The following is a 24,021-nucleotide window of genomic DNA, read 5'->3' as shown; positions in this document are numbered from 1 at the left end:
GCGCATTATACGAGGCCGCACGCGCCTCTGAACGGGATATTTAGGAGTCTTTTATGGCCGTCGCCCTGAGCACCCTGGTCGAAGAAGCCGACCGCTACCTCAACAGCGCCAAAATCGCCGATTATTGCCCCAACGGCCTGCAGGTCGAGGGGCGGCCACAAGTGATGCGCATTGTCAGTGGGGTCACCGCCAGCCAGGCCTTGCTCGATGCGGCCGTGGAGGCCAACGCAGACCTGGTGCTGGTGCATCATGGCTACTTCTGGAAAGGTGAAAACCCGTGCATCACCGGCATGAAGCAGCGCCGCTTGAAGACCCTGCTCAAGCACGATATCAGCCTGTTGTCCTATCACCTGCCGCTGGACCTGCACCAGGATGTCGGCAATAACGCGCAGCTCGCGCGACAGCTCGACATCACCGTCGAAGGACCGCTGGATCCGGACAACCTGAAGATTGTCGGCCTGGTCGGCTCGCTGAATGAGCCAATGATGCCCCGGGATTTCGCCCGCCGCGTCCAGGAAGTGATGGGGCGTGAGCCACTGTTGATCGAAGGCAGCGCCATGATCCGCCGCGTCGGCTGGTGCACCGGTGGTGGCCAGGGTTACATCGATCAAGCCATTCTGGCGGGTGTCGATCTGTACCTCAGCGGCGAGGCTTCCGAGCAAACCTTCCACAGCGCGAGGGAAAACGACATCAGCTTCATCGCCGCCGGTCACCATGCGACCGAGCGCTACGGCGTTCAGGCGCTGGGGGATTATCTGGCCCGTCGGTTTGCGCTGGAGCACATCTTCATCGATTGCCCGAATCCCATCTGAAAGCGCACCCTCTTCCTGTAGGAGCGAGCTTGCTCGCGATGAACCTGAAGACACCACGGGGTGTCAGACTCCCAGCGTTATCGTTGACGACCATCGCGAGCAAGCTCGCTCCTACAGGGGGTGAGCCCAAACAGGCAGGCATATTCATATGCTCTTTCGATCTAGTTGGCGTCCTGATTAGAAGGGGGCGCTGTGCTAGGATCCCCGCTCGAACACGGCCCGGTGGCCGTTCATAAGAAAGTTTTCGTGAGTAGCCATGGTCGACAAACTGACGCATCTGAAACAGCTGGAGGCGGAAAGCATCCACATCATCCGCGAGGTGGCCGCCGAGTTCGATAACCCGGTGATGCTGTACTCCATCGGTAAAGACTCCGCCGTGATGCTGCATCTGGCACGCAAGGCGTTCTTCCCGGGCAAGCTGCCGTTTCCGGTGATGCACGTCGACACTCGCTGGAAATTCAAGGAGATGTACAGCTTCCGCGACAAGATGGTCGCCGAGCTGGGCCTCGACCTGATCACCCACGTCAACCCGGACGGCGTGGCGCAGGACATCAACCCGTTCACCCACGGCAGCGCCAAGCACACCGACATCATGAAGACCGAGGGCCTCAAGCAGGCACTCGACAAGTATGGTTTCGACGCAGCATTCGGCGGCGCCCGTCGCGATGAAGAGAAATCCCGCGCCAAAGAGCGCGTGTACTCGTTCCGCGACAGCAAGCACCGCTGGGATCCGAAAAACCAGCGCCCCGAGCTGTGGAACGTCTACAACGGCAAGGTCAACAAGGGCGAGTCGATCCGCGTCTTCCCGCTGTCGAACTGGACCGAGCTGGACATCTGGCAGTACATCTACCTTGAAGGCATCCCGATCGTTCCGCTGTATTTCGCCGCCGAGCGTGAAGTCATCGAGAAGAACGGCACGCTGATCATGATCGACGACGAGCGCATCCTCGAGCACCTGAGCGACGAAGACAAAGCGCGCATCGTCAAAAAGAAAGTGCGTTTCCGTACCCTTGGTTGCTACCCGTTGACGGGCGCGGTGGAGTCCGAGGCCGAAAGCCTCACGGACATCATTCAGGAAATGCTCCTGACGCGAACTTCCGAGCGCCAGGGCCGTGTCATCGACCACGATGGCGCAGGCTCGATGGAAGACAAAAAACGTCAGGGTTATTTCTAAGGGGTTGTCATGTCGCACGCATCTGATTTGATCAGCGAGGACATCCTCGCCTACCTGGGCCAGCACGAACGTAAAGAGCTGCTGCGCTTTCTGACCTGCGGTAACGTCGACGACGGCAAGAGCACCCTGATCGGGCGCCTGCTGCACGACTCCAAGATGATCTACGAAGATCACCTGGAAGCCATTACCCGCGATTCGAAAAAAGTCGGCACCACCGGCGAAGACATCGACCTGGCGCTGCTGGTCGACGGCCTGCAGGCCGAGCGTGAACAAGGCATCACCATCGATGTCGCGTACCGCTACTTCTCCACCGCCAAGCGCAAATTCATCATCGCCGACACCCCTGGCCATGAGCAGTACACCCGCAACATGGCCACCGGTGCCTCCACCTGTGACCTGGCGATCATCCTGGTCGACGCCCGTTACGGCGTGCAGACCCAGACCCGTCGCCACAGCTTCATCGCCTCGTTGCTGGGCATCAAGCACATAGTCGTGGCCATCAACAAGATGGACCTCAAGGACTTCGACCAGGGTGTGTTCGAGTCGATCAAGGCCGACTACCTGCAGTTCGCCGAAGGCTTGAAGCTCAAGCCCACCAGCATGCACTTCGTGCCGATGTCTGCGCTGAAAGGCGACAACGTGGTGAACAAGTCCGAGCGCTCGCCGTGGTACACCGGCCAATCGCTGATGGAGATCCTCGAGACCGTGGAAGTGGCGGGCGATCGCAACTTCACCGACTTGCGTTTCCCGGTTCAGTACGTCAACCGTCCGAACCTGAACTTCCGTGGCTTCGCCGGCACCCTAGCCAGCGGCATCGTCAAGAAAGGCGACGAAGTCGTGGTCCTGCCGTCGGGCAAGAGCAGCCGCGTGAAATCCATCGTCACCTTCGAAGGTGAACTGGAGCACGCAGGTCCTGGTCAGGCTGTAACGCTGACCATGGAAGACGAAATCGATATTTCCCGTGGCGACCTGTTGGTACATGCCGACAACGTGCCGCCAGTCACCGACAGCTTCGAAGCGATGCTGGTGTGGATGGCTGAAGAGCCGATGCTGCCGGGCAAGAAGTACGACATCAAACGCGCCACCAGTTACGTGCCTGGCTCCATCGCCAGCATCGTCAACAAGGTCGACGTGAACACCCTGGAAGAAGGTCCGGCCAGTGCGTTGCAGCTGAACGAAATCGGCAAGGTCAAGATCGCGCTCGATGCGCCGATTGCCCTCGACGGTTACGACAGCAACCGCACCACCGGCGCCTTCATCATCATCGACCGCTTGACCAACGGCACCGTTGGCGCGGGCATGATCGTCGCCCAGCCTTTGGCCCATGGCACCAGTACGCACCACGGCAAACTGGCCCACGTTGCCACCGAAGAACGCGCACAGCGCTTCGGCCAGCAACCGGCCACCGTGTTGTTCAGCGGCTTGTCGGGCGCGGGCAAAAGCACCCTGGCGTATGCGGTTGAACGCAAGTTGTTCGACATGGGTCGTGCGGTGTTCGTGCTCGATGGCCAGAACCTGCGTCACGACCTGAACAAAGGTCTGCCACAGGATCGTGCCGGGCGTACCGAGAACTGGCGTCGTGCCGCGCACGTGGCGCGTCAGTTCAACGAAGCTGGCCTGCTGACCCTCGCTGCGTTCGTTGCCCCGAGTGCCGAAGGGCGTGAACAGGCCCGGGAACTGATCGGCAAGGAGCGTCTGCTGACGGTCTACGTCCAGGCTTCGCCGACGGTCTGCGCCGAGCGTGATCCGCAAGGTTTGTATGCGGCGGCCGGGGATAACATCCCGGGCGAGTCCTTCCCGTACGATGTGCCGCTGGATGCCGACCTGGTGATCGACACCCAGTCCGTGTCGCTGGAGGAAGGCGTCAAGCAAGTGCTGGGTCTGCTGCGTGAGCGTGGCGCGATCTAAGCGCTGACCGGTAAAAAGAAACCCGTCGATGAGTGATCATCGGCGGGTTTTTTTGTGTCTGGTAATCAGTCAAAACAAACACTAAACCTGTGGGAGCGAGCTTGCTCGCGATAGCGGCGGATCAGTCGACATCAATGTTGAATGTCAGTCCGAAATCGCGAGCAAGCTCGCTCCCACAGGGGATTAGTGTTTGCCTGGGAATTCGTGGTGCATCTGGTCCAGCAACGCATCCTTGTCCTGCCACAACTGATTGATCCAGCCCTGAAACTGCAGGCGGTATTCACCGTCCTGGTCGTAGTTCTTGCCGATGAACTGCGGCGGGATCTTCAGCTCCTCAAAGTGCACCACCACATCCGCAACGTTCCCGCACAGCAAATCCCAGAAACCCGGGCGCCCGGCGGGGTAGTGGATGGTCACGTTGACCAGGGATTCAAGCTGCTCGCCCATCGCATCCAGCACAAAGGCAATGCCGCCGGCCTTGGCCTTGAGCAGGTACTTGAAGGGTGACTGCTGTTGCTTGTGCTTGCCCTCGGTGAAGCGAGTGCCTTCGACGAAGTTGAAAATGCCCACCGGGTTGTCGCGGAATTTCGCACAGGTCTTGCGGGTGGTTTCCAGGTCCTTGCCTTTCTTCTCCGGGTGCTTTTCCAGATAGGCCTTGGAGTAACGCTTCATGAACGGAAAGCCCAGCGCCCACCAGGCCAGACCGATCACCGGAACCCAGATCAGCTCCTGCTTGAGAAAGAACTTCAGCGGCTGAATGCGCCGGTTTAGCACGTATTGCAGCACCAGGATGTCGACCCAGCTCTGGTGGTTGCTGGTGATCAGGTACGAATGCTGATAGTCGAGGCCTTGCAGGCCGCTGATGTGCCAGCGTGTGCGGCGCACCAGGTTCATCCAGCCTTTGTTGATGCTGATCCAGGCTTCGTGGGTATGGCTCATCAGCCAGCCCGCGAGGCGCTGGGTGAGGGCGAACGGCAATACCTTGACGAGTGCCACGCAGAACAGGAACGAGCAGAGCAGAATCGTGTTCAATGCCAACAGCAGCGAGGCGATCACGCCCCGCAGCGCAGCAGGTAAGAAGTCCAGCATTTACACATCCATAGGTCGGTTGGCGGCTTGAATCGCGGTCAGGGCGATGGTGTAGACGATGTCATCGACCTGCGCGCCGCGCGGCAAATCGTTCACCGGTTTGCGCAGGCCTTGCAGCATCGGCCCGAGGCTGACGCAGTCGGCGCTGCGCTGTACGGCCTTGTGCGTGGTATTGCCGGTGTTGAGGTCGGGGAATACGTACACCGTGGCACGACCGGCCACCTGACTGTTCGGCGCCAGTTGCCGGGCCACGCTTTCGTTGGCGGCGGCGTCGTACTGCAAGGGGCCGTCGATCAGCAGCGAGTGCTGTTGTTCGTGGGCGAGCAGGGTTGCCTCGCGGACCTTCTCGACTTCCTCGCCGCTGGCCGACTCGCCGCTGGAGTAGCTGATCATCGCCACCCGTGGCGTGATGCCGAACGCGGCGGCCGAATCAGCGCTTTGCAGGGCGATCTCGGCCAGTTCACTGGCGCTCGGGTGCGGGTTCATCACGCAGTCGCCGTAGACCAGCACCTCTTCCGGAAACAGCATGAAGAACACCGACGACACCAAGGTGCAGCCTGGCGCGGTTTTAATCAGCTGCAGGGCCGGGCGGATGGTGTTGGCGGTGGTGTTGATCACGCCCGATACGAGGCCGTCGACTTCATCCAGGGCCAGCATCATGGTGCCGATCACCACGGTGTCTTCCAGTTGTTGCTCGGCCATTGGCGCATTGAGGCTTTTGCTTTTGCGCAGCGCGACCATCGGCTCGACATAGCGTTCGCGGATCGAGTCCGGATCAATGATTTCCAGGCCCGGTGGCAACTCGATGCCCTGGGCACGGGCGACGGCCTGCACGTCCTCGGGCTTGGCCAGCAACACACAGCGAGCGATGCCACGGGCCTGGCAGATCGCGGCGGCCTGCACGGTCAGCGGCTCGCTGCCTTCGGGCAGTACGATGCGCTTGTTGGCCGCCTGGGCGCGTTGGATCAATTGATAGCGGAACACCGCTGGCGACAGGCGCATCTCCCGTGGTGTGCCGCAGCGCTGATGCAGCCAGTTGGCATCGAGGTGGCTGGCGATGAAATCGGTGATGATTTCGGCGCGCTCGCGGTCATCGATGGGGATTTCTTTGTTCAGGCCATTGAGCAGGTTGGCGGTGTCGTAGGAGCCGGTACTCACCGACAGCACCGGCAATCCGGCCTGCAGGGCACCGCGACACAGGTCCATGATGCGTGGGTCGGGCAGGGTGTCGCTGGTCAGCAGCAGGCCGGCGAGCGGCACGCCGTTCAAGGCCGCGAGGCTGACGGCGAGGATGATGTCGTCGCGGTCGCCGGGGGTCACCACCAGCACGCCGGGCTTGAGCAACTCCACGGTGTTGCGCATGGTGCGGGCGCAAATGATGATCTTGGTCATGCGCCGGGTTTCGTAATCACCGGCGTTGAGCACTTGCGCGCCCATCAGGTCGGCGACGTCGCGGGTGCGCGGGGCGTTCAGTTCCGGCTGGAACGGAATGCAGCCGAGCAAGCGGAAATCACCACTGCGCAGTAACGGCGAATGCTCTTTCAGGCGCGTGGCGAAGGCCTCCATGCTTTCTTCGGTCTTGACCTTGTTGAGGATCACACCGAGGACTTTCGGGTCTTTCGGGCCGCCGAACAACTGCGCCTGCAACTCGACGCGACCGGAGAGCTCGGTCAGCACTTCGTTTTCCGGTGCCGAGACCAGGATCACCTCGGCGTCGAGGCTCTTGGCCAGGTGCAGGTTGACCCGCGCGGCATAACTGGCGCTGCGGGTCGGCACCATGCCTTCGACGATCAGCACGTCCTTGCCGATGGCAGCCTGCTGATAAAGGGTGATGATTTCTTCGAGTAACTCATCGAGCTGGCCGTCGCCGAGCATGCGCTCGACATGGGCCAGGCCCAGGGGCTGGGGCGGTTTCAAGCCGTGGGTACGCGCCACCAGTTCGGTGGAACGTTCCGGGCCCGTGTCGCCCGGATGCGGCTGGGCAATCGGTTTGAAAAAACCGACCTTGAGCCCGGCCCGCTCAAGGGTGCGTACCAGCCCGAGGCTGATGGAGGTCAGACCCACACCAAAATCGGTGGGCGCGATAAAAAAAGTTTGCATGCGGATTCTCTGAAGGAGCATGGCAAAGGTGATCATCTATATCTGACGATCTACCGAAATTCAGTCGCCAAGGTTATCGCTAACCGAGCCCTGTGCGCACCAACCGCAAGCAAAGGGCTGGCCTATTTTTTCAAGGCGTTGCACAGGGTCCATGACCCAGGCGCGGGATTGCCAGGGTGGCTGGTGCCGCAGGTGCTGGGTGTGGCCGCAGGAAAGCTCGGCCACCCAGTGTCCGTCCTCGTCCTGATGGAAGCCTGTGATCGTCGAATCCCGTCTGTCCGGGTTGTGTTCGCTTTCGGACGATTGCTTCGCTAAACTTGGCCTTTCAATTTTCCTATGCAAAAGGTCTCGCCCCATGCTGATCGCCGCCAATAAGGCTGTCTCCATCGACTATACCCTGACCAACGACGCTGGTGAGGTCATCGACAGCTCCGCCGGCGGCGCGCCGCTGGTCTACCTGCAAGGTGCAGGCAACATCATCCCGGGCCTGGAAAAGGCTCTGGAAGGCAAGGCTGTCGGCGACGAGCTGACCGTAGCCGTTGAACCGGAAGACGCTTACGGCGAATACGCCGCCGAACTGGTCAGCACCCTGAGCCGCAGCATGTTCGAAGGCGTCGACGAGCTGGAAGTGGGCATGCAGTTCCACGCCTCCGCTCCGGACGGCCAGATGCAGATCGTGACCATCCGTGATCTGGACGGCGACGACGTCACCGTTGACGGCAACCACCCGTTGGCCGGTCAGCGCCTGAATTTCCAGGTCAAGATCGTTGCCATCCGTGACGCCAGCCAGGAAGAAATCGCTCATGGTCACGTCCATGGCGAAGGTGGCCATCACCACTGATTTCTGCGCTAAGCTCAGATAACTGGAGAGGCGCCTTGTGGGCGCCTTTTTAGTCTGCGGCCGTCCCTGATGACACCGCCAAGTGGCTGTTTCGAGAAGAACACGGGAATCTGGAGTACGCCATGAGTGCTTTTCACGACCTTAAATTGACAGCCCTGGATGGACAGGAGCTACCTTTGGCGCCTTTCAAAGGCCAAGTCGTACTGGTGGTCAACGTCGCCTCCAAATGCGGCCTGACCCCGCAGTACGCGGCGCTGGAAAACCTCCATCAGCAATTCAAGGCCAAGGGCTTCAGCGTCCTGGGCTTGCCGTGCAACCAGTTTGCCGGGCAGGAACCGGGGACCGAGCAGGAAATCAAGGATTTCTGCAGCCTCAACTATGGCGTGACCTTTCCGTTGTCCAGCAAGCTGGAAGTCAACGGGCATGAACGTCATCAGTTGTATCGCCTGCTGGCGGGAGAGGGCGCGGAATTTCCCGGCGACATCACCTGGAACTTCGAGAAGTTCCTGCTGGGCAAGGACGGGCGTGTACTGGCTCGGTTCTCGCCACGCACGGCACCGGATGATCCGACCATCGTTCACGCGATAGAAAAAGCGCTGAGCTGACATCCTCCTCTCCCTCTGTAGGAGCGAGCTCGCTCGCGATGGTTGTAGGAACACCGCGGGGCATCAGACCGCCAGCGTTATCGTTGACCACCATCGCGAGCAAGCTCGCTCCTACATCACCCAAATCAATAGTGCTGTTCAGTACGTGCGAACCTCCATATTATCGCCGTCATAAAGTCATTTCTGTGGAGCGTCCCATGCCCGTCAAAGCCCTGTTCAAACCGTTCCACCTCGGCACCCTCGAACTGCCGACCCGCGTCGTCATGGCGCCGATGACCCGCTCCTTTTCCCCAGGGGGCGTGCCTAATTCCAAAGTGATCGAATACTACCGTCGCCGCGCCGCAGCCGGCGTCGGCCTGATCATCACCGAAGGCACCACCGTCGGTCACAAGGCTTCCAACGGCTACCCGAACGTTCCGCATTTCTATGGCGAAGCAGCCCTGGCCGGCTGGAAGAAAGTCGTCGACGCCGTTCACGCCGAAGGCGGCAAGATTGTTCCGCAGCTGTGGCACGTGGGCAGCGTACGCCGGATCGGCACCGAGCCGGACGCCAGCGTGCCGGGTTATGGCCCGTCGGAAAAGTTGAAGGAAGGCCAGGTCGTGGTTCACGGCATGACCAAACAGGATATCCAGGACGTGATCGCCGCGTTCGCCCAAGCCGCCAGGGATGCCCAGAGCATCGGTATGGACGGCGTGGAAATCCACGGTGCCCACGGTTATCTGGTGGACCAGTTCTTCTGGGAAGGCAGCAACCAGCGTACCGACGAATACGGCGGCAGCCTGGCCAACCGTTCGCGCTTCGCCATTGAGTTGATTCAGGCCGTGCGTGCCGCGGTCGGTGAAGGTTTCCCGATCATTTTCCGTTTCTCCCAGTGGAAGCAGCAGGACTACACCGCACGTCTGGTGCAAACCCCTGAAGCCTTGGGTGAGTTCCTCAAGCCGTTGGCCGACGCAGGCGTGGACATTTTCCACTGTTCGACCCGCCGCTTCTGGGAGCCGGAGTTCGACGGTTCCGAGCTGAACCTGGCTGGCTGGACCCGCCAACTCACCGGCAAGCCGACCATCACCGTGGGCAGCGTCGGCCTGGACGGCGAGTTCCTGCAATTCATGGTTAACACCGACAAGGTCGCGCAGCCTGCCAGCCTGGAAAAACTGCTGGAGCGCCTGAACAACGACGAGTTCGACCTGGTGGCGGTCGGTCGTGCCTTGCTGGTGGACCCGGACTGGGCGCAGAAAGTGCGTGACGGCCGCGAGGAAGACATTCTGCCGTTCAGTCGTGAGGCGTTGATGACGCTGGTTTAAGCGGCGACCGGGAAGGCCTCATCGCGAGCAAGCTCGCTCCCACAGGGGATTTGTGTACGACACAGAACCAATGTAGGAGCGGGCTTGCTTGCGAAGACTGACTCAAGAACACTGCAAAATCAGGGAACAGTCGGCGCATTCGGCATCACCATCTCCCCGGCACAGGCCCCGCGCAACTGTCCCTCGAACTGCTCGATAATCGTCGCCCAACCCTGGCGACTGGCATGCTGGCGCGCATTGAGCCTGACATTGCGCAAGGCTTCCCTTTCCTCCAGCAGCCATGCCGCTGCATCGCAGAACGCTTCTTCATCCCCCGGCATCGCCAGTACGCCGTTGTAGCCATGACGAATATGCTGGGCCGCCGCCGCCTGGTCGTAGGCGACCACGCCGAGCCCCGAGGCAAGTGCTTCAAGCACCACATTGCCAAAGGTTTCGGTCAGACTGGGAAACAGAAACACGTCGCCCGACGCGTAGTGACACGCCAGGGCTTCACCCCGTTGGGTGCCGCAGAAAATCGCCTCGGGCATTTCGTTTTCCAGTTCCTGGCGCTGCGGGCCATCGCCGACCACGATCAGTTTCAGCGTGCGCTGGGGATAACTCGCCTTGAGGGTATTGAAGGTGCGCTTGAGCAGGCCAAGGTTTTTTTCCGGGGCCAGGCGTCCGACATGAATGACGGCGATGTCTGCCTCGGCCAGCCCCCATTGCTCGCGCAGGGCATTCAAGCGTTTGGCCGGGTGAAACAATTCGCTGTCGACCCCTCGGGACAGCAACGCCAGGCGCTCGAAATGCCGCCGCTCCAGTTCCATGCGTTGGCTGACGCTGGGCACCAGGGTCATGGTCGAGCGGTTGTGGAACCAGCGCAGGTAGTGAGTCAGCAGGCGCGTGAGCAAACCAAGCCCGTACTGGTTGGAGTACTGTTGGAAATTGGTGTGGAAACCGCTGACCACGGAAATTCCCAGTCGCCGTGCCGCACGCAACGCAGAGAGACCCAGCGGGCCCTCGGTGGCGATGTAGAGCACATCCGGGCGGTGACGCGTCCAGCGCCGCAGCAGCTTGTGCATCGACGACTGACCCCATTGCAGGCCGGGATAGCCCGGCAGTGGCCAGCCGCGGCACAGCAGCAATTCATCGTCGCTGCCCAGTTGCTGGTCGCAGCCCTGACGCGGCCGCACCAGCTCCACTTGATGCCCGCGCGCGCGCAAACCGTCGCACAAGCGACCAAGGGTATTGGCCACTCCGTTGATTTCCGGTGGGAAGGTTTCGGTGATCAGGGTGATATGCAGAGCTGTCGTCATGACCCCAGTGTCGGCTGGGGCCATGTCGTCAGTGTGACGTCGGGATGATGGATTTGTGACTCAGCGCTGGGTCACCAGGTTTTCTGCCCCGCGCTCACGCACCCAGAACAGCGTCGCCCCGGCCACGGCAGCCGGCATCATCAGGATGTTCACCACAGGGATCAGCAGCACCAGGTACACGCTGCCGCCGAAGCTCATGCTCTGCCAGCGCTTCTCGCGCAGCCAGGCGAGCATCTCGTTCCAGCCCAGCTTGTGGTTGTCCGCTGGGTAGTCGATGTACTGGATCGCCATCATCCACACCCCGAACAACAGCCACAGCGGCGCGGCGATGATGTTCACCACCGGGATGAACGAGAGGATGAACAACCCGATCGCCCGGGGCAGAAAATAGCCAAGCTTGCGCATTTCCCGGGCCAGGGTACGCGGGATCATGGCGATCAACTCGCCCCAACTGAAGGCCGGGAAGTCGTCGGTGCCGCGTACCACCACTTCGACTTTCTCCGCGAGGAAGCCGTTGAACGGCGCGGCAATGACGTTGGCGAGCATGGTGAAGGTGAAGAACACCATCAACACCACCAGCACCACGAACAATGGCCAGAGGATGTAGCTGAGAAAACTCAGCCAGTCGGGCAGCGATGGCATCAAGGTGTCGACCCACAGGCTGAATTGATGGCTGGCCAGGTAGATCAATCCGACGAACAGCACCAGGTTGATTGCCAACGGCAACAGCACAAACAAACGCAGGCTGGGGCTCAACACCAGCTTGAGGCCTTCGCGCAGGTATTGCGGGCCGGACAGTACAGGGGCGGGCATAAGGTGCTCCGAGCAGAGGGAAAACGCGCCGACCTTACCGGCTTTGCCTTGCAGGCGAAAGCGCGGTGGCGGTATCGACATTCACTGTAACAAAGACGTCGATATCGTCGGTCAGATGCCATAGAGACCACCTATGAGCTGGATTGTTAAACCGTATTTCCTTAATCTTCGCCCCCTCGATACGCTGCACCCAATCTTTTTACAGGACGGTCGGGTCAAGCCTTCCCCAAGTGCTTTCAACCGTTCTTTATTTATTCCAGCCGGCAATCCGGCGTTCCGTGCCAGGTAATCCGGGCCGGTCAACAGGAGCAGGTCATGTCTGAAGTCCGTCATTCGCGAGTGATTATTCTCGGTTCCGGCCCTGCCGGTTACAGCGCCGCGGTCTATGCCGCCCGTGCCAACCTCAAGCCACTGCTGATCACCGGCATGCAGGCCGGCGGTCAACTGACCACCACCACCGAAGTCGACAACTGGCCGGGCGACGTCCACGGCCTGACCGGCCCGGCGCTGATGGAGCGGATGCGCGAGCACGCCGAGCGCTTTGAAACCGAGATCGTTTTCGATCACATCAATGCCGTCGACTTCGCCGCCAAGCCATACACCCTGACCGGCGACAGCGCGACTTACACCTGTGACGCCCTGATCATCGCCACCGGCGCCAGCGCTCGTTACCTGGGCCTGCCATCGGAAGAAACCTTCATGGGCAAAGGCGTTTCGGCCTGTGCGACCTGCGACGGTTTCTTCTATCGCAACAAGCCGGTGGCGGTGGTCGGCGGCGGCAACACCGCTGTTGAGGAAGCCCTGTACCTGGCCAACATCGCCAGCAAAGTCACCCTGATCCACCGTCGTGAAACCTTCCGCGCCGAGAAGATCCTGATCGACAAGCTGAACGCCCGTGTCGCCGAAGGCAAGATCGAGCTGAAGCTGAACGCGACCCTGGACGAAGTGCTGGGCGACAACATGGGCGTGACCGGTGCCCGCCTGAAGAACAACGACGGCAGCTTCGACGAAGTGAAAGTCGACGGCGTGTTCATCGCCATCGGCCACACCCCGAACACTTCGCTGTTCGAAGGCCAGTTGACCCTCAAAGACGGCTACCTGGTTGTGCAGGGCGGCCGTGACGGCAACGCCACTGCCACCAGCCTCGAAGGTATCTTCGCCGCTGGTGACGTGGCTGACCACGTGTACCGTCAGGCCATCACCTCGGCTGGCGCAGGTTGCATGGCGGCACTGGATGCCGAGCGTTACCTGGATAATCTGCAGAACGCTTGATTCTGTAGAAACGAAAAACCGGCTTCGGCCGGTTTTTTTGTGCCTTCGGAAAATACACATGTCCCTGTAGGAGCGAGCGCGCTCGCGATGGTCGTCAACGATAACGCTGGGAGCCTGACACCCCGCAGGGCTCTCAGGTTCTTCGCGAGCATGCTCGCTCCTACAGTGGGCGCTGGATCAGGCCAATTTCTTCAGACACGCCTCAAGGATATCCAGCCCTTCCTCCAGCACCGCAGCCTCGATGGTCAGCGGCGCCAGCAAGCGAATGATGTGCCGCGACTTGCCGCTGGGCATCAGCAGCAAACCAGCGTCGCGCGCCAAGGCCAGCAGTTGGGTCAATTGTGCCGGTGCTGGTGAACCATCGGCGTTGATCAGCTCGATACCACGCATGGCGCCGACGCCGGTCAGGCGTCCCAGGTACGGCGTCAGGTTGTTCGCGCGCCAGGTCGCATGGCGACCGACAATCGCTTCTTCCTGTTGGGTGCCCCAGGCATGCAGGTTGGCATCGGTCATTTCGTCCAGGGTTGCCAGTGCCGCTGCACAGGCGATGGGATTGCCGGAGTAAGTGCCACCGAGTCCGCCCTTGGGCAAATTGTCGAGCAGCGACTTGCGCCCGACCACCGCACCCAGCGGCACGCCGCCGGCGATGCTTTTGCCGAGCAGAATCAGATCGGGCTCGATGCCCAGCCGCGAGAAGGCGAAACGCTCCCCGGTACGGCCGAAACCGGACTGGATTTCATCGGCGATCAGCACAATGCCCTTGTCGTCGCAGAACTTGCGCAGCGCCTGGGCGAACTCGACGTCCATGGCCAGGAAACCCGCTTCACCCTGCACCGGTTCGACGATAAAGCAGGCGACGTCTTCGACATCGATCTCGACGCTGAACAGGCGCTCCATGGCCTTGAGGGCCTCGCCACAGGTGACGCCGTTGTCCCGGCTGGGGAAGGGCAGGTGAAACACCGGTCCCGGCAGCACGCCGACTTTCTGTTTGTACGGCGCGACTTTGCCATTGAGGTTGAGGGTGGCCAGTGTGCGGCCGTGGAAAGCGCCGTCGAAGGCGATGACCGCGCTGCGGCCGGTGGCGCCACGGACGATCTTCAGGGCGTTTTCCGCCGCTTCCGCGCCGCTGTTGGTGAGCATGCCGCTGACCGGGTAAGCCACAGGCATGAATGCGCTGAGGCAATCCATCAGTTCGAGGTAAGGCTCATGGGGTGCAGCGTTGAACGCGTAGTGGGTCAGACGGGTGGCTTGTTCGCGAATGGCTTCGACGATGCGCGGATGGCAATGGCCGAGGTTCAACACGCCGATGCCGCCGACAAAGTCGATGTAGCGTTTGCCATCGGTGTCCCAGACCTCGGCATTCTTGCCATGGCTGAGCGTGACAGGGTGAACGATGTTGATCGACTGGCTGATGGTTTCGCTGCGCATGAATGACCGGCTCGGAAGAAGGAGGACTTCTTTTTATCTAAGCCGTGAGCGGTGGTACGGGGCAAACGAAATAAAGTTGCCGGGTCAATCTTAAAAGTCGGGTTGTGCTTGTGATCAATTGCGCGCCATGAACGCAAAACCTGTAGGAGCGAGCTTGCTCGCGATGGTGGTGAACGATGACGCTGGGAGCCTGACACCCCGTGGCGTTCTTCAGTCCATCGCGAGCGGGCTCGCTCCTACAAATCAAATCAGCGGCGTGTCAGCGGCTGTTCAGAGAACTTCACACCGGCCAGACCATGGGCAATCAACGCGCGGATATTGCCGTGATCGCTGCCTTCAGGCGTCGCCAGCACCGAACGGTAGTGCTCGCCGAAAGCCAGCAAGGCTTCTTCATCGCTCAAGCCTTCGAGCAGCGCCAGGCCCAGGGTCTTGCACGAGCCTTCGTTCTGCCCGGCTGCGTTTTCCACACCGCCGTTGTTGAAGGCCTGAGGCTGGTAGTCGTAACCGGCGGCAATGAACGCCAGGGTGTCGGCGAAGGCGTGTTCGCCGGTCTTGAGGCTGGCGCGCAGGGTGTTCAAATCACTCATTGGGTTTTCCTTTGGCGAACGCCGCTTGCTGGTCGGCGCTGGCTTCTTGCTGATATTGGGCTTTCCATTCGGCGTACGGCATGCCGTAAACCACTTCGCGGGCTTCGTCGAGGCTGACCTCGATCTGGCGGTCGTCGGCCGCGGCCTTGTACCACTTGGACAGGCAGTTGCGGCAAAAGCCCGAGAGGTTCATCAGGTCGATGTTCTGCACATCCTTGCGGCTGTCCAGGTGGGCCACCAGCCGACGAAAGGCGGCGGCTTCGAGTTCCAGGCGTTGTTGATCGGTCATGGCGGTCTCTGCGAGACAGCTTCAAGCGGCACGCTTGAAGCTGCAAGTTGGATGGCGGTGGCTTGAAGTCTACCGCTTGCGGCTTGAGGCTTGAAGCTCAGCGGCTTGCCGCGAGTGTGATCGACACCGACTCGGCGAATCGCAGCGCGTGGGGCTTGTCGACCTCGACCTCGGCGTACAGCACCGATGCGTTGGCCATCACCAGGTCGAGAATTTCCTGGGTCAGGCGTTCGAGCAGCGCAAAGCGGTTGCCTTCCACATGGGCGATGATTGCCTTGGTAATGGTCCGGTAGTTCAACGCGTGATCGATGTCGTTGTCCCGTACCGCTTCCTGGGCTGCGTACAGAATGGTGAGGTTGATCAGCACATCCTGCTTGTTGAGGATTTCATCCTCGTTGATGCCGATGAAGGTACGCAGGCACAGGTCTTTGACCCGGATGCGTGCCATGCCTGGCTGAAGTTGTGGCATTGCTACTTGCTCCGTCCAATCAATTGCAGGAACTCCTGGCGGGTATTGCTCGACTCGCGGAAGGCACCGAGCATCACCGAGGTGTTCATGGTCGAATTCTGTTTCTCGACGCCGCGCATCATCATGCACATGTGCTGCGCCTCGATGACCACTGCGACGCCTGCCGCGCCGGTCACTTGCTGCACCGCGTCGGCGATTTGCCGGGTGAGGTTTTCCTGGATTTGCAGGCGCCGGGCGAACATGTCCACCAACCGCGCGATCTTCGACAGGCCCAGCACCTTGCCGGTTGGAATATAAGCCACATGCGCCTTGCCGATGAAGGGCAGTATGTGGTGTTCGCACAGCGAGTACAGCTCGATGTTGTCGACGATTACCATTTCATCGTTGTCGGAGGCGAACAGCGCGCCATTGACGATCTCTTCGACACTTTGCTCATAGCCATGGCAAAGGTACTGCATGGCTTTGGCTGCACGCGTCGGCGTATCGAGCAAGCCCTCGCGGTCGGGGTTTTCACCGAGACCGATGAGGATCTCTCGATAATTCTGGGGCAGGGATAACGTCATGGAAAATCCTCGCGGGACACTATTTGATGTGCCTTCCGCCATTGACGGTCAGGGTGGTGCCGGTGACATAAGGGTTGTCGAGCAGATAGCGCAGGCTCTGGTAGATCACTTCGCAACCGGGTTCGATGCCCAGCGCGGACTTGGCCAGCGCCTTGGCGCGGTAGGCCGCGTCGTCTTCAGGGTTGAACAGTAGCAGGGCCGGCGCGATCCCGTTGACCTTGATGGCCGGCGCGTACCGGGCGGCGAAGGACAGGGTCAGGCTGTCGAGCCCGGCTTTGCTGGCGCAATAGCCGATATGCCTGCTGCTGCCCTTGCGGGTCACGTCATCGCTGATGTGCACGATGTCGGCGGGGCTCGAGCGTTGCAGCAGGTCGGCGCAATGCAGGTTGATCAGGTAGGGCGCCAGCATGTGCACGCTGAACATGCGGGTGAATGCCGCGGCGTCGGTGTCCGGCGTTTCAGCCAGCCATTCGGAAGCGTTGTGGACGATTGCCCGCAGGCTGTCGGTATGGGTTTTCAGCTCGTTGATGAAGGCGAAGATCCCGGCCTCGCTGGCGAAGTCCGCGAACACCGCGGTGGCCCCCAGGTCGCGCAGGGCTTGTACGCCGGGACGCTCGCTGCGGTAGCTGAAAATCACCCGATGGCCATCTTCCAGCAATCGCCGGGCGCAGTGCAGGCCGACACGCTGGCCGGCGCCGGTAATGAGGACAGGGGCTACGGAAGAAGTCATGAACGGCTCGCATCGCGGTGAGAGCAAAACTATACCAGCGACGGGAGCGCTCTACCTATTGCGAGGGAAACAAGTGTGGGAGCGAGCTTGCTCGCGATTGCGGACTGTCAGACGACACATATGTTGACTGACACGCCCTCATCGCGAGCAAGCTCGCTCCCACAGGAGGCATCAATGATTCTGTGTGGTGGGTTCGGCACGCAATGGTCGTGTCGGCGTGCTGTTCAGCCAGCCGGCCAGCAAACGGGTCGACAATGGAATGAACAGGTAGACCATCAGCGGCGTCAGGCACAGGGTGCTGATGAACACCCGCGGCAGCAGGCTCATGTCACTCAACAGCGGCCCCAGCACAAAGTTGAACAGCAGCGAGACCGGAAAGAACGCCAGCCAGATCGCCACGGCCTGTTTCCAGCGCGGCGGGCGTTGACCGACGGCACCGAACCAGCCCTCGATGCCGCTGACCCGGTGTTCTGTCGGGTGGGCGAACAGGTCGCCGCCACGTCCGAGCCAGGCGCTGCGCGAAGCGGAATGTTCCCAGGCCTGCAGGGTCTGCTCGTCGGCGAAACGGAAAATGATCTGGAATTCGTCATCGCCGGGCGGCGGAGCGAGCACACCGGAGCCGAGATAACCTGGAAAATCGGTGGCCAGTTGTTCGCCTTCGCGCAGCCAGGCGATCAGGTCCTGGTAGCGTCCATTGGCAACGCGGCGCGCAACCATCAGCGTGACGGGAGGGGTAGACATTGTGTATCTCCGTAAGGCATTTGCGTCGCTCCGGATAGGAACTTCGCCAGGCACAGCGCCGGGGTGGTGGGCTGCGACTCGAAACAAGCAAGGATTATTCCTGATTCCGCCTGTGGCGTCTGTGACGTTTATCCGTTCATTCGCGGTATCAATTTTTTACGGAAACTTTACGGGGCAGGGGCGTTAGAATACGCCTTGGACGATACAAGGATGTTTCAACAGGATGCCCATATTTACAGACGTCGCTTCAGGCTCCACGCTGGCCGTCGCTCTCGAACAGGAAGAGCTCTTTCCCATTCGCGAGGTGGCGCGACTGACAGGTGTCAACCCGGTCACGCTTCGAGCCTGGGAGCGACGATATGGCCTGATTGTTCCAACACGCACCGACAGTGGGCATCGACTGTATTCGATGTCCGATATTGAGCGTGTCCATAGCATTCTCGGCTGGATCGAGCGCGGGGTTGCCGTCAGCAGGGTCGGCAAGATCATGGCCAGGACCGAGCCAATCCAGGCATTGTCGCATATCATCCCCAACAACCTCGTGGAAGCCGATTACGCGCAGTGGCGGCAGCAGATTCATGTTGCGGTCAACGGGTTTGACGAGCTTCGGCTGGAGGAACTCTACGGGCAAATCTTTTCCAGCTACTCCCTGCCGGTGGTGTTCCAGGGCATTCTGATGCCCGTCTGGAAGCTGTTGTTGCAACGCCAGGACCAGTTCGGCGGCACTAGCGAGTGGCTGTTCCTGGATGGCTTTTTGCGTTCCCGGGTGTTGCAGCGTCTGTTGTTGATGCGCGAAAAACAGCCGCGTCGCGTGGTCATCTGTGCCCTGAATGGCAATTGCCGGGAACTGGAACTATTGGTCGCCGCCCTGTTCCTGAGTTCCGGGCCATTGGCCGTTCGCGTACTGAACATGGGCCAGCCATTCGAGGAACTGGCGCTGATGTGTGAAAGGATCAAGCCCCTGGCACTGGTGCTGTTTTCCAATCATGTGCCGACTCCCGAGTTGCCGCGGCGTCTGAATCGCCTGGCCATGAGTCTGGAGTGCCGATTGTTGTTGGCCGGCGATGCTTCTGACCTGGCACAGGAAAGCCTGACCGGGTCATCGATCGGTTGCCTGGGCAATGAAGGGGAGGTCATGAGCCAGCGTCTGAAGCAGTTCCTGGCGGGTACTCTGGATACTTGACGTTCAGAGATGCAGCGCAGGATGAGTCAAACGATGCTGTTGCAGGATGAACTGGCGCAGACGCTCGGCTTCATCGGTATCGCTCAGGCTCAGTTGATAGGCGTAGAAGCCCTGTTCGTTTTCTTTCTCGAAAGTACCGCGCAACGCAATCCGCTCGTAGCCTGAGGGGCTGAACCACAAGGCGAAATGCTTCGGTGGTTTGGTCTTGTTGCGAGCTTCCAGCAAAACCCCTTTGCACGACACTTCGTGTACCCACAGGGTGCCGGGTTGACCCTTGGCGTTTTCCAGCGCTACCGGTTCGTCCAGTACCAGGCGCCAAGGACGGACCATCGGCCCGTCTTCATAGATGCTGGGCACGCCTAGGCGCAAATGCAGCGCATGGAACTCGTCTTCCACCAAGTGCAGGGGGAAGGTCATTTGCTGGTTTTCGAAGCTGGCTTGAATGGTGACCTGCTCATGAGCCGCCAGGCGGGTGAGCAGGTCACGGATTTGCGACCCACCGTTGACGAGCAAGCTCGACGTCGCGTCCCGCACATTGAGTTGCGGGTTGTGTTGCATGGTCTGGATGAAATCCAGCTCATCCTGGGTCAGGAGCGCGTCGCGTTGCATGGCCAGCTCGAAAGATGTAGTTACAAAGTCATTGGTGATTGTAATTACTGACCATTAATTCTGAGTTTCGTTTGCGCCGTTCGTCGCCTTGAGCGCAGCAAGCTCGGCCTGGAGTTCAGCCAACTGCCTCTCCAGCTGTGCCACGCGCTGTTGCGCCTTGATCTGCACAGTGACGTCTTTCTGTACGCCGACAAAATAGGTTTGCCCGTCCGCTGGATTTTTCACCGTTGAAAGGGACAGCTCGTTCCAGAACGGCGTGCCGTCCTTGCGGTAGTTGCGCAGTATTTCCCGGCAGGATCCTTCACGGTTCAATGCATCGCGAATCAGCGGCAGCGCTTGCTGATCGCGGTCCCCCGACTGCAGGAAGCGACAATCCTGATAGAGGATTTCTTCACTGGAGTACCCCGTCAGGCGTTCGAACGCGGGGTTGACGTAAATGAGGATCTTGTCCTGATCGCCTTCCTTTTCGGCAATCACGATACCGTCGTTGGAGGCGTTGATCACCATTTGCAGCAGTTGTGCATTAATCATCGGAGTATCCTTTCCTGATTGATTGTCAATTGCATTCTAAAAGAATAATCACAACCGTGGTGTTAATATCCGGGTCTTTCACTCGGATTCAGGATCAGCTCGATGAAAGTCGCCATCATTTCCGGCTCGGTGTACGGCACGGCCGAAGAAGTTGCCCGCCACGCCGCCAACCTGTTGAACGCCGCCGGTTTCGAAACCTGGCACAACCCGCGTGCGACCCTCGCCGACATCCAGGCGTTTGGCCCTGAAGCCTTTCTGGCGGTGACCTCGACCACCGGCATGGGTGAGCTGCCGGACAACCTGCAGCCGCTGTATTCGACCATTCGTGATCAATTGCCAGCAGCCTGGCGCGGTTTGCCGGGCGCGGTGATCGGATTGGGCGATGCGAGTTATGGCGATACTTTTTGTGGCGGCGGCGAGCAGATGCGCGAATTGTTCGCTGAGCTTGGCATTCGCGAAGTGCTGCCGATGCTGCGCCTGGATGCCAGCGAAACGGTGACCCCAGAGACGGACGCCGAGCCTTGGCTGGCGGACCTGATCAGTGCACTGCGCGACTGAGCGTTGCCCCGGCCCTATGCCTGTCAGCCCCCTGCTGGCGCCGGTCGTTTGACATGGAACCAGGACGGCAGGGCGGCTGACTCGCTGGGCCATCAAGCTGGCTGCCAATGCAACTACACGAACCTCAAGGGCTGACTAGACTCGGTGGACATAGGAAACACTCCATAATAAAAACACCGAGGCTCCTTGCCGTGACTGTCCCTCCCGTCCAATCGCCACCCAGTGTCAAAGACCAGGTCAGTGCTGCCGAGTGGCAGACCCGCGTCGACCTGGCAGCCTGTTATCGCCTGGTCGCCCAACATGGCTGGGATGACCTGATCTTCACCCATATCTCCGCCAAGGTGCCTGGCACCGAAGATTTCCTGATCAACCCGTTCGGGTTGATGTTTCACGAAATTACCGCGTCGAGCCTGGTCAAGGTGGATCAGGCCGGCAACAAGTTGATGGACAGTCCTTACGAGATCAATCCGGCGGGTTACACCATCCACAGTGCCGTGCATGAAGCCCGTCACGATGTCGTCTGCGTGCTCCACACCCACACGGCTTCGGGGGTGGCGGTGTCGGCGCAGAAGCAGGGTGTTTTGCCGATCAGCCAACAGTCGTTGTTCGTGCTTTCCAGTCTGGCCTACCACGCCTACGAAGGCGTGGCGCTCAACCATGAAGAGAAAGTGCGGCTACAGGCCGATCTCGGTGAAAGCAATTTCCTGATGTTGCATAACCACGGTCTGCTGACCTGCGGCAGCACCATCGCCGATACGTTCCTGATGATGTTCACCTTTCAGCGTGCCTGCGACATTCAGGTCATGGCGCAAAACGGTGCCGCTGAACTGATCGCCATCGAACCGCAGATTCTGGCCGGCGCCAAAGCCATGATCGCGGGTGTCACCCGAAGTGCTCAAGGAATGGGCGGAGCGCTGGCCTGGCCGGCACTGCTGCGCAAACTCGATAAACTGGACCCGGGTTATAAACTCTGATGGAGCTCGCCGAGATCCCCTTGTGTGTCTGGCGCAAACGCAGCCAGACGTTCGTATTCCGTGGCCAGAGCATCCGCTACTGGGCAGCAGGCCAGGGTGAGCCGCTGTTGCTCATTCACGGCTTTCCATCCGCCAGTTGGGACTGGCATTACCTGTGGCAGCCATTGGCCCAGCGCTTTCGCGTGATCGCTTGCGACATGCTGGGCTTCGGCGATTCGGCCAAACCGGCGAATCACGAATACAGCCTGCTGGAGCAAGCGGATCTGCAACAGGCACTGCTTGAACACCTGAATGTCGAGCAGCCAGTGCACCTGCTCGCCCACGATTACGGCGACAGCGTGGCTCAGGAACTGCTGGCCCGGCATTACGAGTCGCGGGTGGAACTAGCCAGTTGCGTGTTTCTCAATGGCGGGTTGTTTCCGGAAACCCACCGCCCGGTACTGATGCAAAAACTCTTGCTCAGCCCTTTGGGCTGGATGATAGGCCGCGCCTTCAGCCGTGATGGCCTGGTCAGAAGCTTTCGGCAGATTTTCGGTCCGCAAACCCGTCCCAGTGAAAGCCAGATGGATGATTTCTGGAGCCTGGTCGAAAGCCATCAGGGGCCACGGATCATGCACAAATTGATCGGGTACATCCCGGAGCGGCGCGTCTGGCGCGACCGCTGGGTGAGCGCGATGCAACGCGGTGAAGTGCCGCTGCGAGTGATCGATGGCGGGGTCGATCCGGTCTCCGGCGTGCACATGGTCGAGCGTTACCGGGAGTTGATCCCGGAGGCGGACACGGTAGTGTTGCCCGACATTGGCCACTACCCGCAGATCGAGGCGCCCTGCGAGGTGCTCAAGCACTACCTGGCGTTTCGCGATCAATTGCTCTTGCCGCCGCGCAAGGTGGCGTGTTCCTGAACCTTAAGGTGAACTGTTGTGGCGAGGGGGCTTGCCCCCGTTGGGCTGCGCAGTGGCCCCAAACCATACGGCGCAGTGATTCAGGTATAACGCGTTTAGCCGGTTTACGACTGCTTCGCAGCCGAACGGGGGCAAGCCCCCTCGCCACAGGGTTCGTGTCCATTTCTCTATCAATCATCCCCCTGCCTTATCGCGCACCATTCAGCCTCTCCCGTGTTCATTGTGACCCGCTGCGCCGTGCCTGAAACTCGGACTCACTGTCCCTTGGCCTGCTGGAGTCCCCCCCATGAATGAGTCTGTGCGCTTCGAAGATAAAGTCGTGATCATCACCGGAGCCGGTGGCGGCCTGGGACGGACGCATGCACTGTTGTTCGCCAAACAGGGCGCCAGGGTGCTGGTCAACGATCTTGGTGGCTCGGCCCAGGGCGAAGGCGCCAATGCCTCGGCCGCCGACCGCGTGGTCGCGGAGATTCGCGAGGCCGGCGGCATTGCCGAAGCCAACCACGACTCGGTCACTGACGGTGACAAACTGGTCCAGCACGCCCTGGACGTCTTCGGTCGCGTCGACGTGGTGGTCAACAATGCCGGGATCCTGCGGGACAAGACCTTCCACAAAATGGATGACGCCGACTGGGACCTGGTTTACCGCGTCCACGTCGAAGGTGCCTACAAAGTCACCCGCGCCGCCTGGCCGCACATGCGCGAGCAGAATTACGGCCGGGTGATTTTCACCGCGTCGACCTCGGGCATCTATGGCAACTTCGGCCAGTCCAACTACGGCATGGCCAAGCTCGGTCTCTATGGCCTGACCCGCACCCTGGCCATCGAAGGCCGCAAGAACAACATCCTGGTCAACGCCATCGCCCCCACCGGCGGCACGCGCATGACCGAAGGCCTGATCCCGCCGCAAGTCTTCGAACAGCTCAAACCCGAACTGGTCAGCCCGCTGGTGGTGTACCTGGCCAGCGAGAACTGTCAGGAAACCTCCGGTCTGTTCGAAGTCGGCGGCGGCTGGATGGGCAAGGTCCGCTGGGAGCGCAGCCTCGGCATCGGTTTCGATCCACGGGCCGGCTTCTCCCCGGAAGACGTGGCGGCGCACTGGCAGCAGATCTGCGACTTCGAGGGCGCGGCGCATCCGAAGGACAACATCGAAGCGCTGAAGGAAATGATGGGGAATTTGCAGAAATATACGCTTTGATACCACCGGCAAGGTCACATTGACTGACCTTGCCGGTTGTTGCATTTGT

The 24,021-nt window shown here is 60.4% G+C and carries 26 protein-coding genes and 1 pseudogene; 13 read left to right on the top strand and 14 right to left on the bottom strand.

All coding sequences use genetic code 11. The features are described 5' to 3' along the window. The first annotated feature begins 53 nt into the window (after positions 1–53). The 3 genes from ABIE16_RS07010 to cysN all read left to right on the top strand — a co-directional run bounded on the left by ABIE16_RS07010 (position 54) and on the right by cysN (position 3,894). Positions 54–812 carry a Nif3-like dinuclear metal center hexameric protein gene (locus ABIE16_RS07010; RefSeq protein WP_429520773.1) on the top strand — a complete coding sequence of 253 codons (759 nt, stop codon included), beginning with the start codon at positions 54–56 and terminating at the stop codon, positions 810–812. A gap of 256 nt (positions 813–1,068) precedes the next feature. Then, a complete protein-coding gene (gene cysD / locus ABIE16_RS07005; protein ID WP_008046199.1) occupies positions 1,069–1,986 on the top strand; it encodes a sulfate adenylyltransferase subunit CysD in 918 nt (305 codons plus the stop codon). Positions 1,987–1,995: 9 nt separating this feature from the next. Next, the gene (gene cysN, locus ABIE16_RS07000) at positions 1,996–3,894 is read left to right on the top strand and encodes a sulfate adenylyltransferase subunit CysN (RefSeq protein ID WP_218494929.1); all 1,899 of its coding nucleotides are present in this window, start codon (positions 1,996–1,998) and stop codon (positions 3,892–3,894) included. A 183-nt stretch (positions 3,895–4,077) separates the two neighbouring features. Here cysN and ABIE16_RS06995 read toward each other — a convergent pair whose 3' ends face one another. From ABIE16_RS06995 to ABIE16_RS06985, 3 genes are read right to left on the bottom strand one after another with little or no spacing between them, the layout of a single operon-like run. Further along, positions 4,078–4,983, bottom strand: a complete 906-nt coding sequence (locus tag ABIE16_RS06995; RefSeq protein ID WP_349733689.1) for an acyltransferase — start codon at positions 4,981–4,983, stop codon at positions 4,078–4,080. Next, the gene (pta, locus tag ABIE16_RS06990; protein WP_429520772.1) at positions 4,984–7,083 is read right to left on the bottom strand and encodes a phosphate acetyltransferase; all 2,100 of its coding nucleotides are present in this window, start codon (positions 7,081–7,083) and stop codon (positions 4,984–4,986) included. It lies immediately after the preceding gene. A gap of 60 nt (positions 7,084–7,143) precedes the next feature. Further along, the gene (locus ABIE16_RS06985) at positions 7,144–7,470 is read right to left on the bottom strand and encodes a DUF3565 domain-containing protein (protein ID WP_057716672.1); all 327 of its coding nucleotides are present in this window, start codon (positions 7,468–7,470) and stop codon (positions 7,144–7,146) included. Here ABIE16_RS06985 and ABIE16_RS06980 point away from each other — a divergent pair. The 3 genes from ABIE16_RS06980 to ABIE16_RS06970 all read left to right on the top strand — a co-directional run bounded on the left by ABIE16_RS06980 (position 7,439) and on the right by ABIE16_RS06970 (position 9,830). Further along, positions 7,439–7,924, top strand: coding sequence for an FKBP-type peptidyl-prolyl cis-trans isomerase (locus ABIE16_RS06980; protein WP_007942189.1), 486 nt, complete (start codon positions 7,439–7,441; stop codon positions 7,922–7,924). The two genes, ABIE16_RS06985 and ABIE16_RS06980, sit on opposite strands and share 32 nt — an antisense overlap. A gap of 122 nt (positions 7,925–8,046) precedes the next feature. Next, positions 8,047–8,529 (top strand): glutathione peroxidase, encoded by a 483-nt coding sequence (locus ABIE16_RS06975; RefSeq protein WP_150812800.1) that lies wholly within the window; start codon positions 8,047–8,049, stop codon positions 8,527–8,529. 197 nt (positions 8,530–8,726) lie between these two features. Further along, a complete protein-coding gene (locus ABIE16_RS06970) occupies positions 8,727–9,830 on the top strand; it encodes an NADH:flavin oxidoreductase (protein ID WP_150812799.1) in 1,104 nt (367 codons plus the stop codon). 119 nt (positions 9,831–9,949) lie between these two features. On the opposite strand, the gene ABIE16_RS06965 is transcribed toward ABIE16_RS06970, so the two are convergent. Next, a complete protein-coding gene (locus ABIE16_RS06965) occupies positions 9,950–11,149 on the bottom strand; it encodes a glycosyltransferase family 4 protein (protein ID WP_429520771.1) in 1,200 nt (399 codons plus the stop codon). 36 nt (positions 11,150–11,185) lie between these two features. Then, on the bottom strand, positions 11,186–11,938 hold the full coding sequence (cysZ, locus tag ABIE16_RS06960; RefSeq protein ID WP_057716404.1) for a sulfate transporter CysZ: 753 nt from the start codon (positions 11,936–11,938) through the stop codon (positions 11,186–11,188). Between the two features lie 315 nt (positions 11,939–12,253). On the opposite strand from cysZ, the gene trxB reads away from it, so the two are divergent. Further along, a complete protein-coding gene (gene trxB, locus ABIE16_RS06955) occupies positions 12,254–13,210 on the top strand; it encodes a thioredoxin-disulfide reductase (RefSeq protein WP_057716403.1) in 957 nt (318 codons plus the stop codon). A gap of 87 nt (positions 13,211–13,297) precedes the next feature. After that, positions 13,298–13,378: pseudogene (locus ABIE16_RS06950) on the top strand (outer membrane lipoprotein carrier protein LolA); the annotation flags it as partial. Between the two features lie 9 nt (positions 13,379–13,387). Here ABIE16_RS06950 and ABIE16_RS06945 read toward each other — a convergent pair. The 7 genes from ABIE16_RS06945 to ABIE16_RS06915 all read right to left on the bottom strand — a co-directional run bounded on the left by ABIE16_RS06945 (position 13,388) and on the right by ABIE16_RS06915 (position 18,017). Then, positions 13,388–14,638: a 2-aminoadipate transaminase gene (locus ABIE16_RS06945; RefSeq protein WP_429520770.1), complete on the bottom strand. Its 1,251-nt coding sequence runs from the start codon at positions 14,636–14,638 to the stop codon at positions 13,388–13,390. Between the two features lie 248 nt (positions 14,639–14,886). Next, on the bottom strand, positions 14,887–15,225 hold the full coding sequence (locus tag ABIE16_RS06940) for a HopJ type III effector protein (protein WP_407514357.1): 339 nt from the start codon (positions 15,223–15,225) through the stop codon (positions 14,887–14,889). After that, on the bottom strand, positions 15,218–15,514 hold the full coding sequence (locus tag ABIE16_RS06935; RefSeq protein WP_046040093.1) for a DUF1244 domain-containing protein: 297 nt from the start codon (positions 15,512–15,514) through the stop codon (positions 15,218–15,220). Before ABIE16_RS06935 ends, ABIE16_RS06940 begins: the two co-directional genes overlap by 8 nt. A gap of 97 nt (positions 15,515–15,611) precedes the next feature. Then, positions 15,612–15,983 carry a dihydroneopterin triphosphate 2'-epimerase gene (folX, locus tag ABIE16_RS06930; RefSeq protein WP_007970304.1) on the bottom strand — a complete coding sequence of 124 codons (372 nt, stop codon included), beginning with the start codon at positions 15,981–15,983 and terminating at the stop codon, positions 15,612–15,614. A 2-nt stretch (positions 15,984–15,985) separates the two neighbouring features. Beyond that, a complete protein-coding gene (gene folE / locus ABIE16_RS06925) occupies positions 15,986–16,546 on the bottom strand; it encodes a GTP cyclohydrolase I FolE (protein ID WP_008046221.1) in 561 nt (186 codons plus the stop codon). Between the two features lie 19 nt (positions 16,547–16,565). After that, positions 16,566–17,276, bottom strand: coding sequence for a dihydromonapterin reductase (gene folM / locus ABIE16_RS06920; RefSeq protein WP_429520769.1), 711 nt, complete (start codon positions 17,274–17,276; stop codon positions 16,566–16,568). Positions 17,277–17,447: 171 nt separating this feature from the next. Beyond that, positions 17,448–18,017 (bottom strand): antibiotic biosynthesis monooxygenase, encoded by a 570-nt coding sequence (locus ABIE16_RS06915; protein WP_429520768.1) that lies wholly within the window; start codon positions 18,015–18,017, stop codon positions 17,448–17,450. A 223-nt stretch (positions 18,018–18,240) separates the two neighbouring features. Between ABIE16_RS06915 and ABIE16_RS06910 the strand changes: the two genes are divergently transcribed. Beyond that, positions 18,241–19,200 (top strand): MerR family transcriptional regulator, encoded by a 960-nt coding sequence (locus ABIE16_RS06910; protein WP_429520767.1) that lies wholly within the window; start codon positions 18,241–18,243, stop codon positions 19,198–19,200. Between the two features lie 3 nt (positions 19,201–19,203). Here the strand turns inward: ABIE16_RS06910 and ABIE16_RS06905 are convergent, their stop codons facing one another. Continuing rightward, the gene (locus ABIE16_RS06905) at positions 19,204–19,809 is read right to left on the bottom strand and encodes a hypothetical protein (protein WP_223501320.1); all 606 of its coding nucleotides are present in this window, start codon (positions 19,807–19,809) and stop codon (positions 19,204–19,206) included. A 54-nt stretch (positions 19,810–19,863) separates the two neighbouring features. Continuing rightward, the gene (locus ABIE16_RS06900; protein ID WP_218494936.1) at positions 19,864–20,340 is read right to left on the bottom strand and encodes a PAS domain-containing protein; all 477 of its coding nucleotides are present in this window, start codon (positions 20,338–20,340) and stop codon (positions 19,864–19,866) included. A gap of 102 nt (positions 20,341–20,442) precedes the next feature. Here ABIE16_RS06900 and ABIE16_RS06895 point away from each other — a divergent pair, with 102 nt between their 5' ends. The 4 genes from ABIE16_RS06895 (at position 20,443) to ABIE16_RS06880 (ending at position 23,972) form a co-directional block, all read left to right on the top strand. Next, positions 20,443–20,898, top strand: a complete 456-nt coding sequence (locus ABIE16_RS06895) for a flavodoxin (protein WP_218494937.1) — start codon at positions 20,443–20,445, stop codon at positions 20,896–20,898. A gap of 191 nt (positions 20,899–21,089) precedes the next feature. Next, positions 21,090–21,872, top strand: a complete 783-nt coding sequence (locus ABIE16_RS06890) for a class II aldolase/adducin family protein (protein WP_429520766.1) — start codon at positions 21,090–21,092, stop codon at positions 21,870–21,872. Then, positions 21,872–22,774: an alpha/beta fold hydrolase gene (locus ABIE16_RS06885; protein ID WP_057716393.1), complete on the top strand. Its 903-nt coding sequence runs from the start codon at positions 21,872–21,874 to the stop codon at positions 22,772–22,774. Before ABIE16_RS06890 ends, ABIE16_RS06885 begins: the two co-directional genes overlap by 1 nt. Positions 22,775–23,060: 286 nt before the next feature. Continuing rightward, positions 23,061–23,972, top strand: coding sequence for an SDR family oxidoreductase (locus ABIE16_RS06880; protein ID WP_057716392.1), 912 nt, complete (start codon positions 23,061–23,063; stop codon positions 23,970–23,972). The last annotated feature ends 49 nt before the right edge of the window (positions 23,973–24,021 follow it).

Origin of the sequence: Pseudomonas sp. 2725, assembly GCF_050434585.1 — a bacterium.
GTDB lineage: Bacteria > Pseudomonadota > Gammaproteobacteria > Pseudomonadales > Pseudomonadaceae > Aquipseudomonas > Aquipseudomonas jessenii.
Note: the sequence above shows the minus strand (reverse complement) of the source record. Positions and strands in the feature narration are given on the sequence as shown.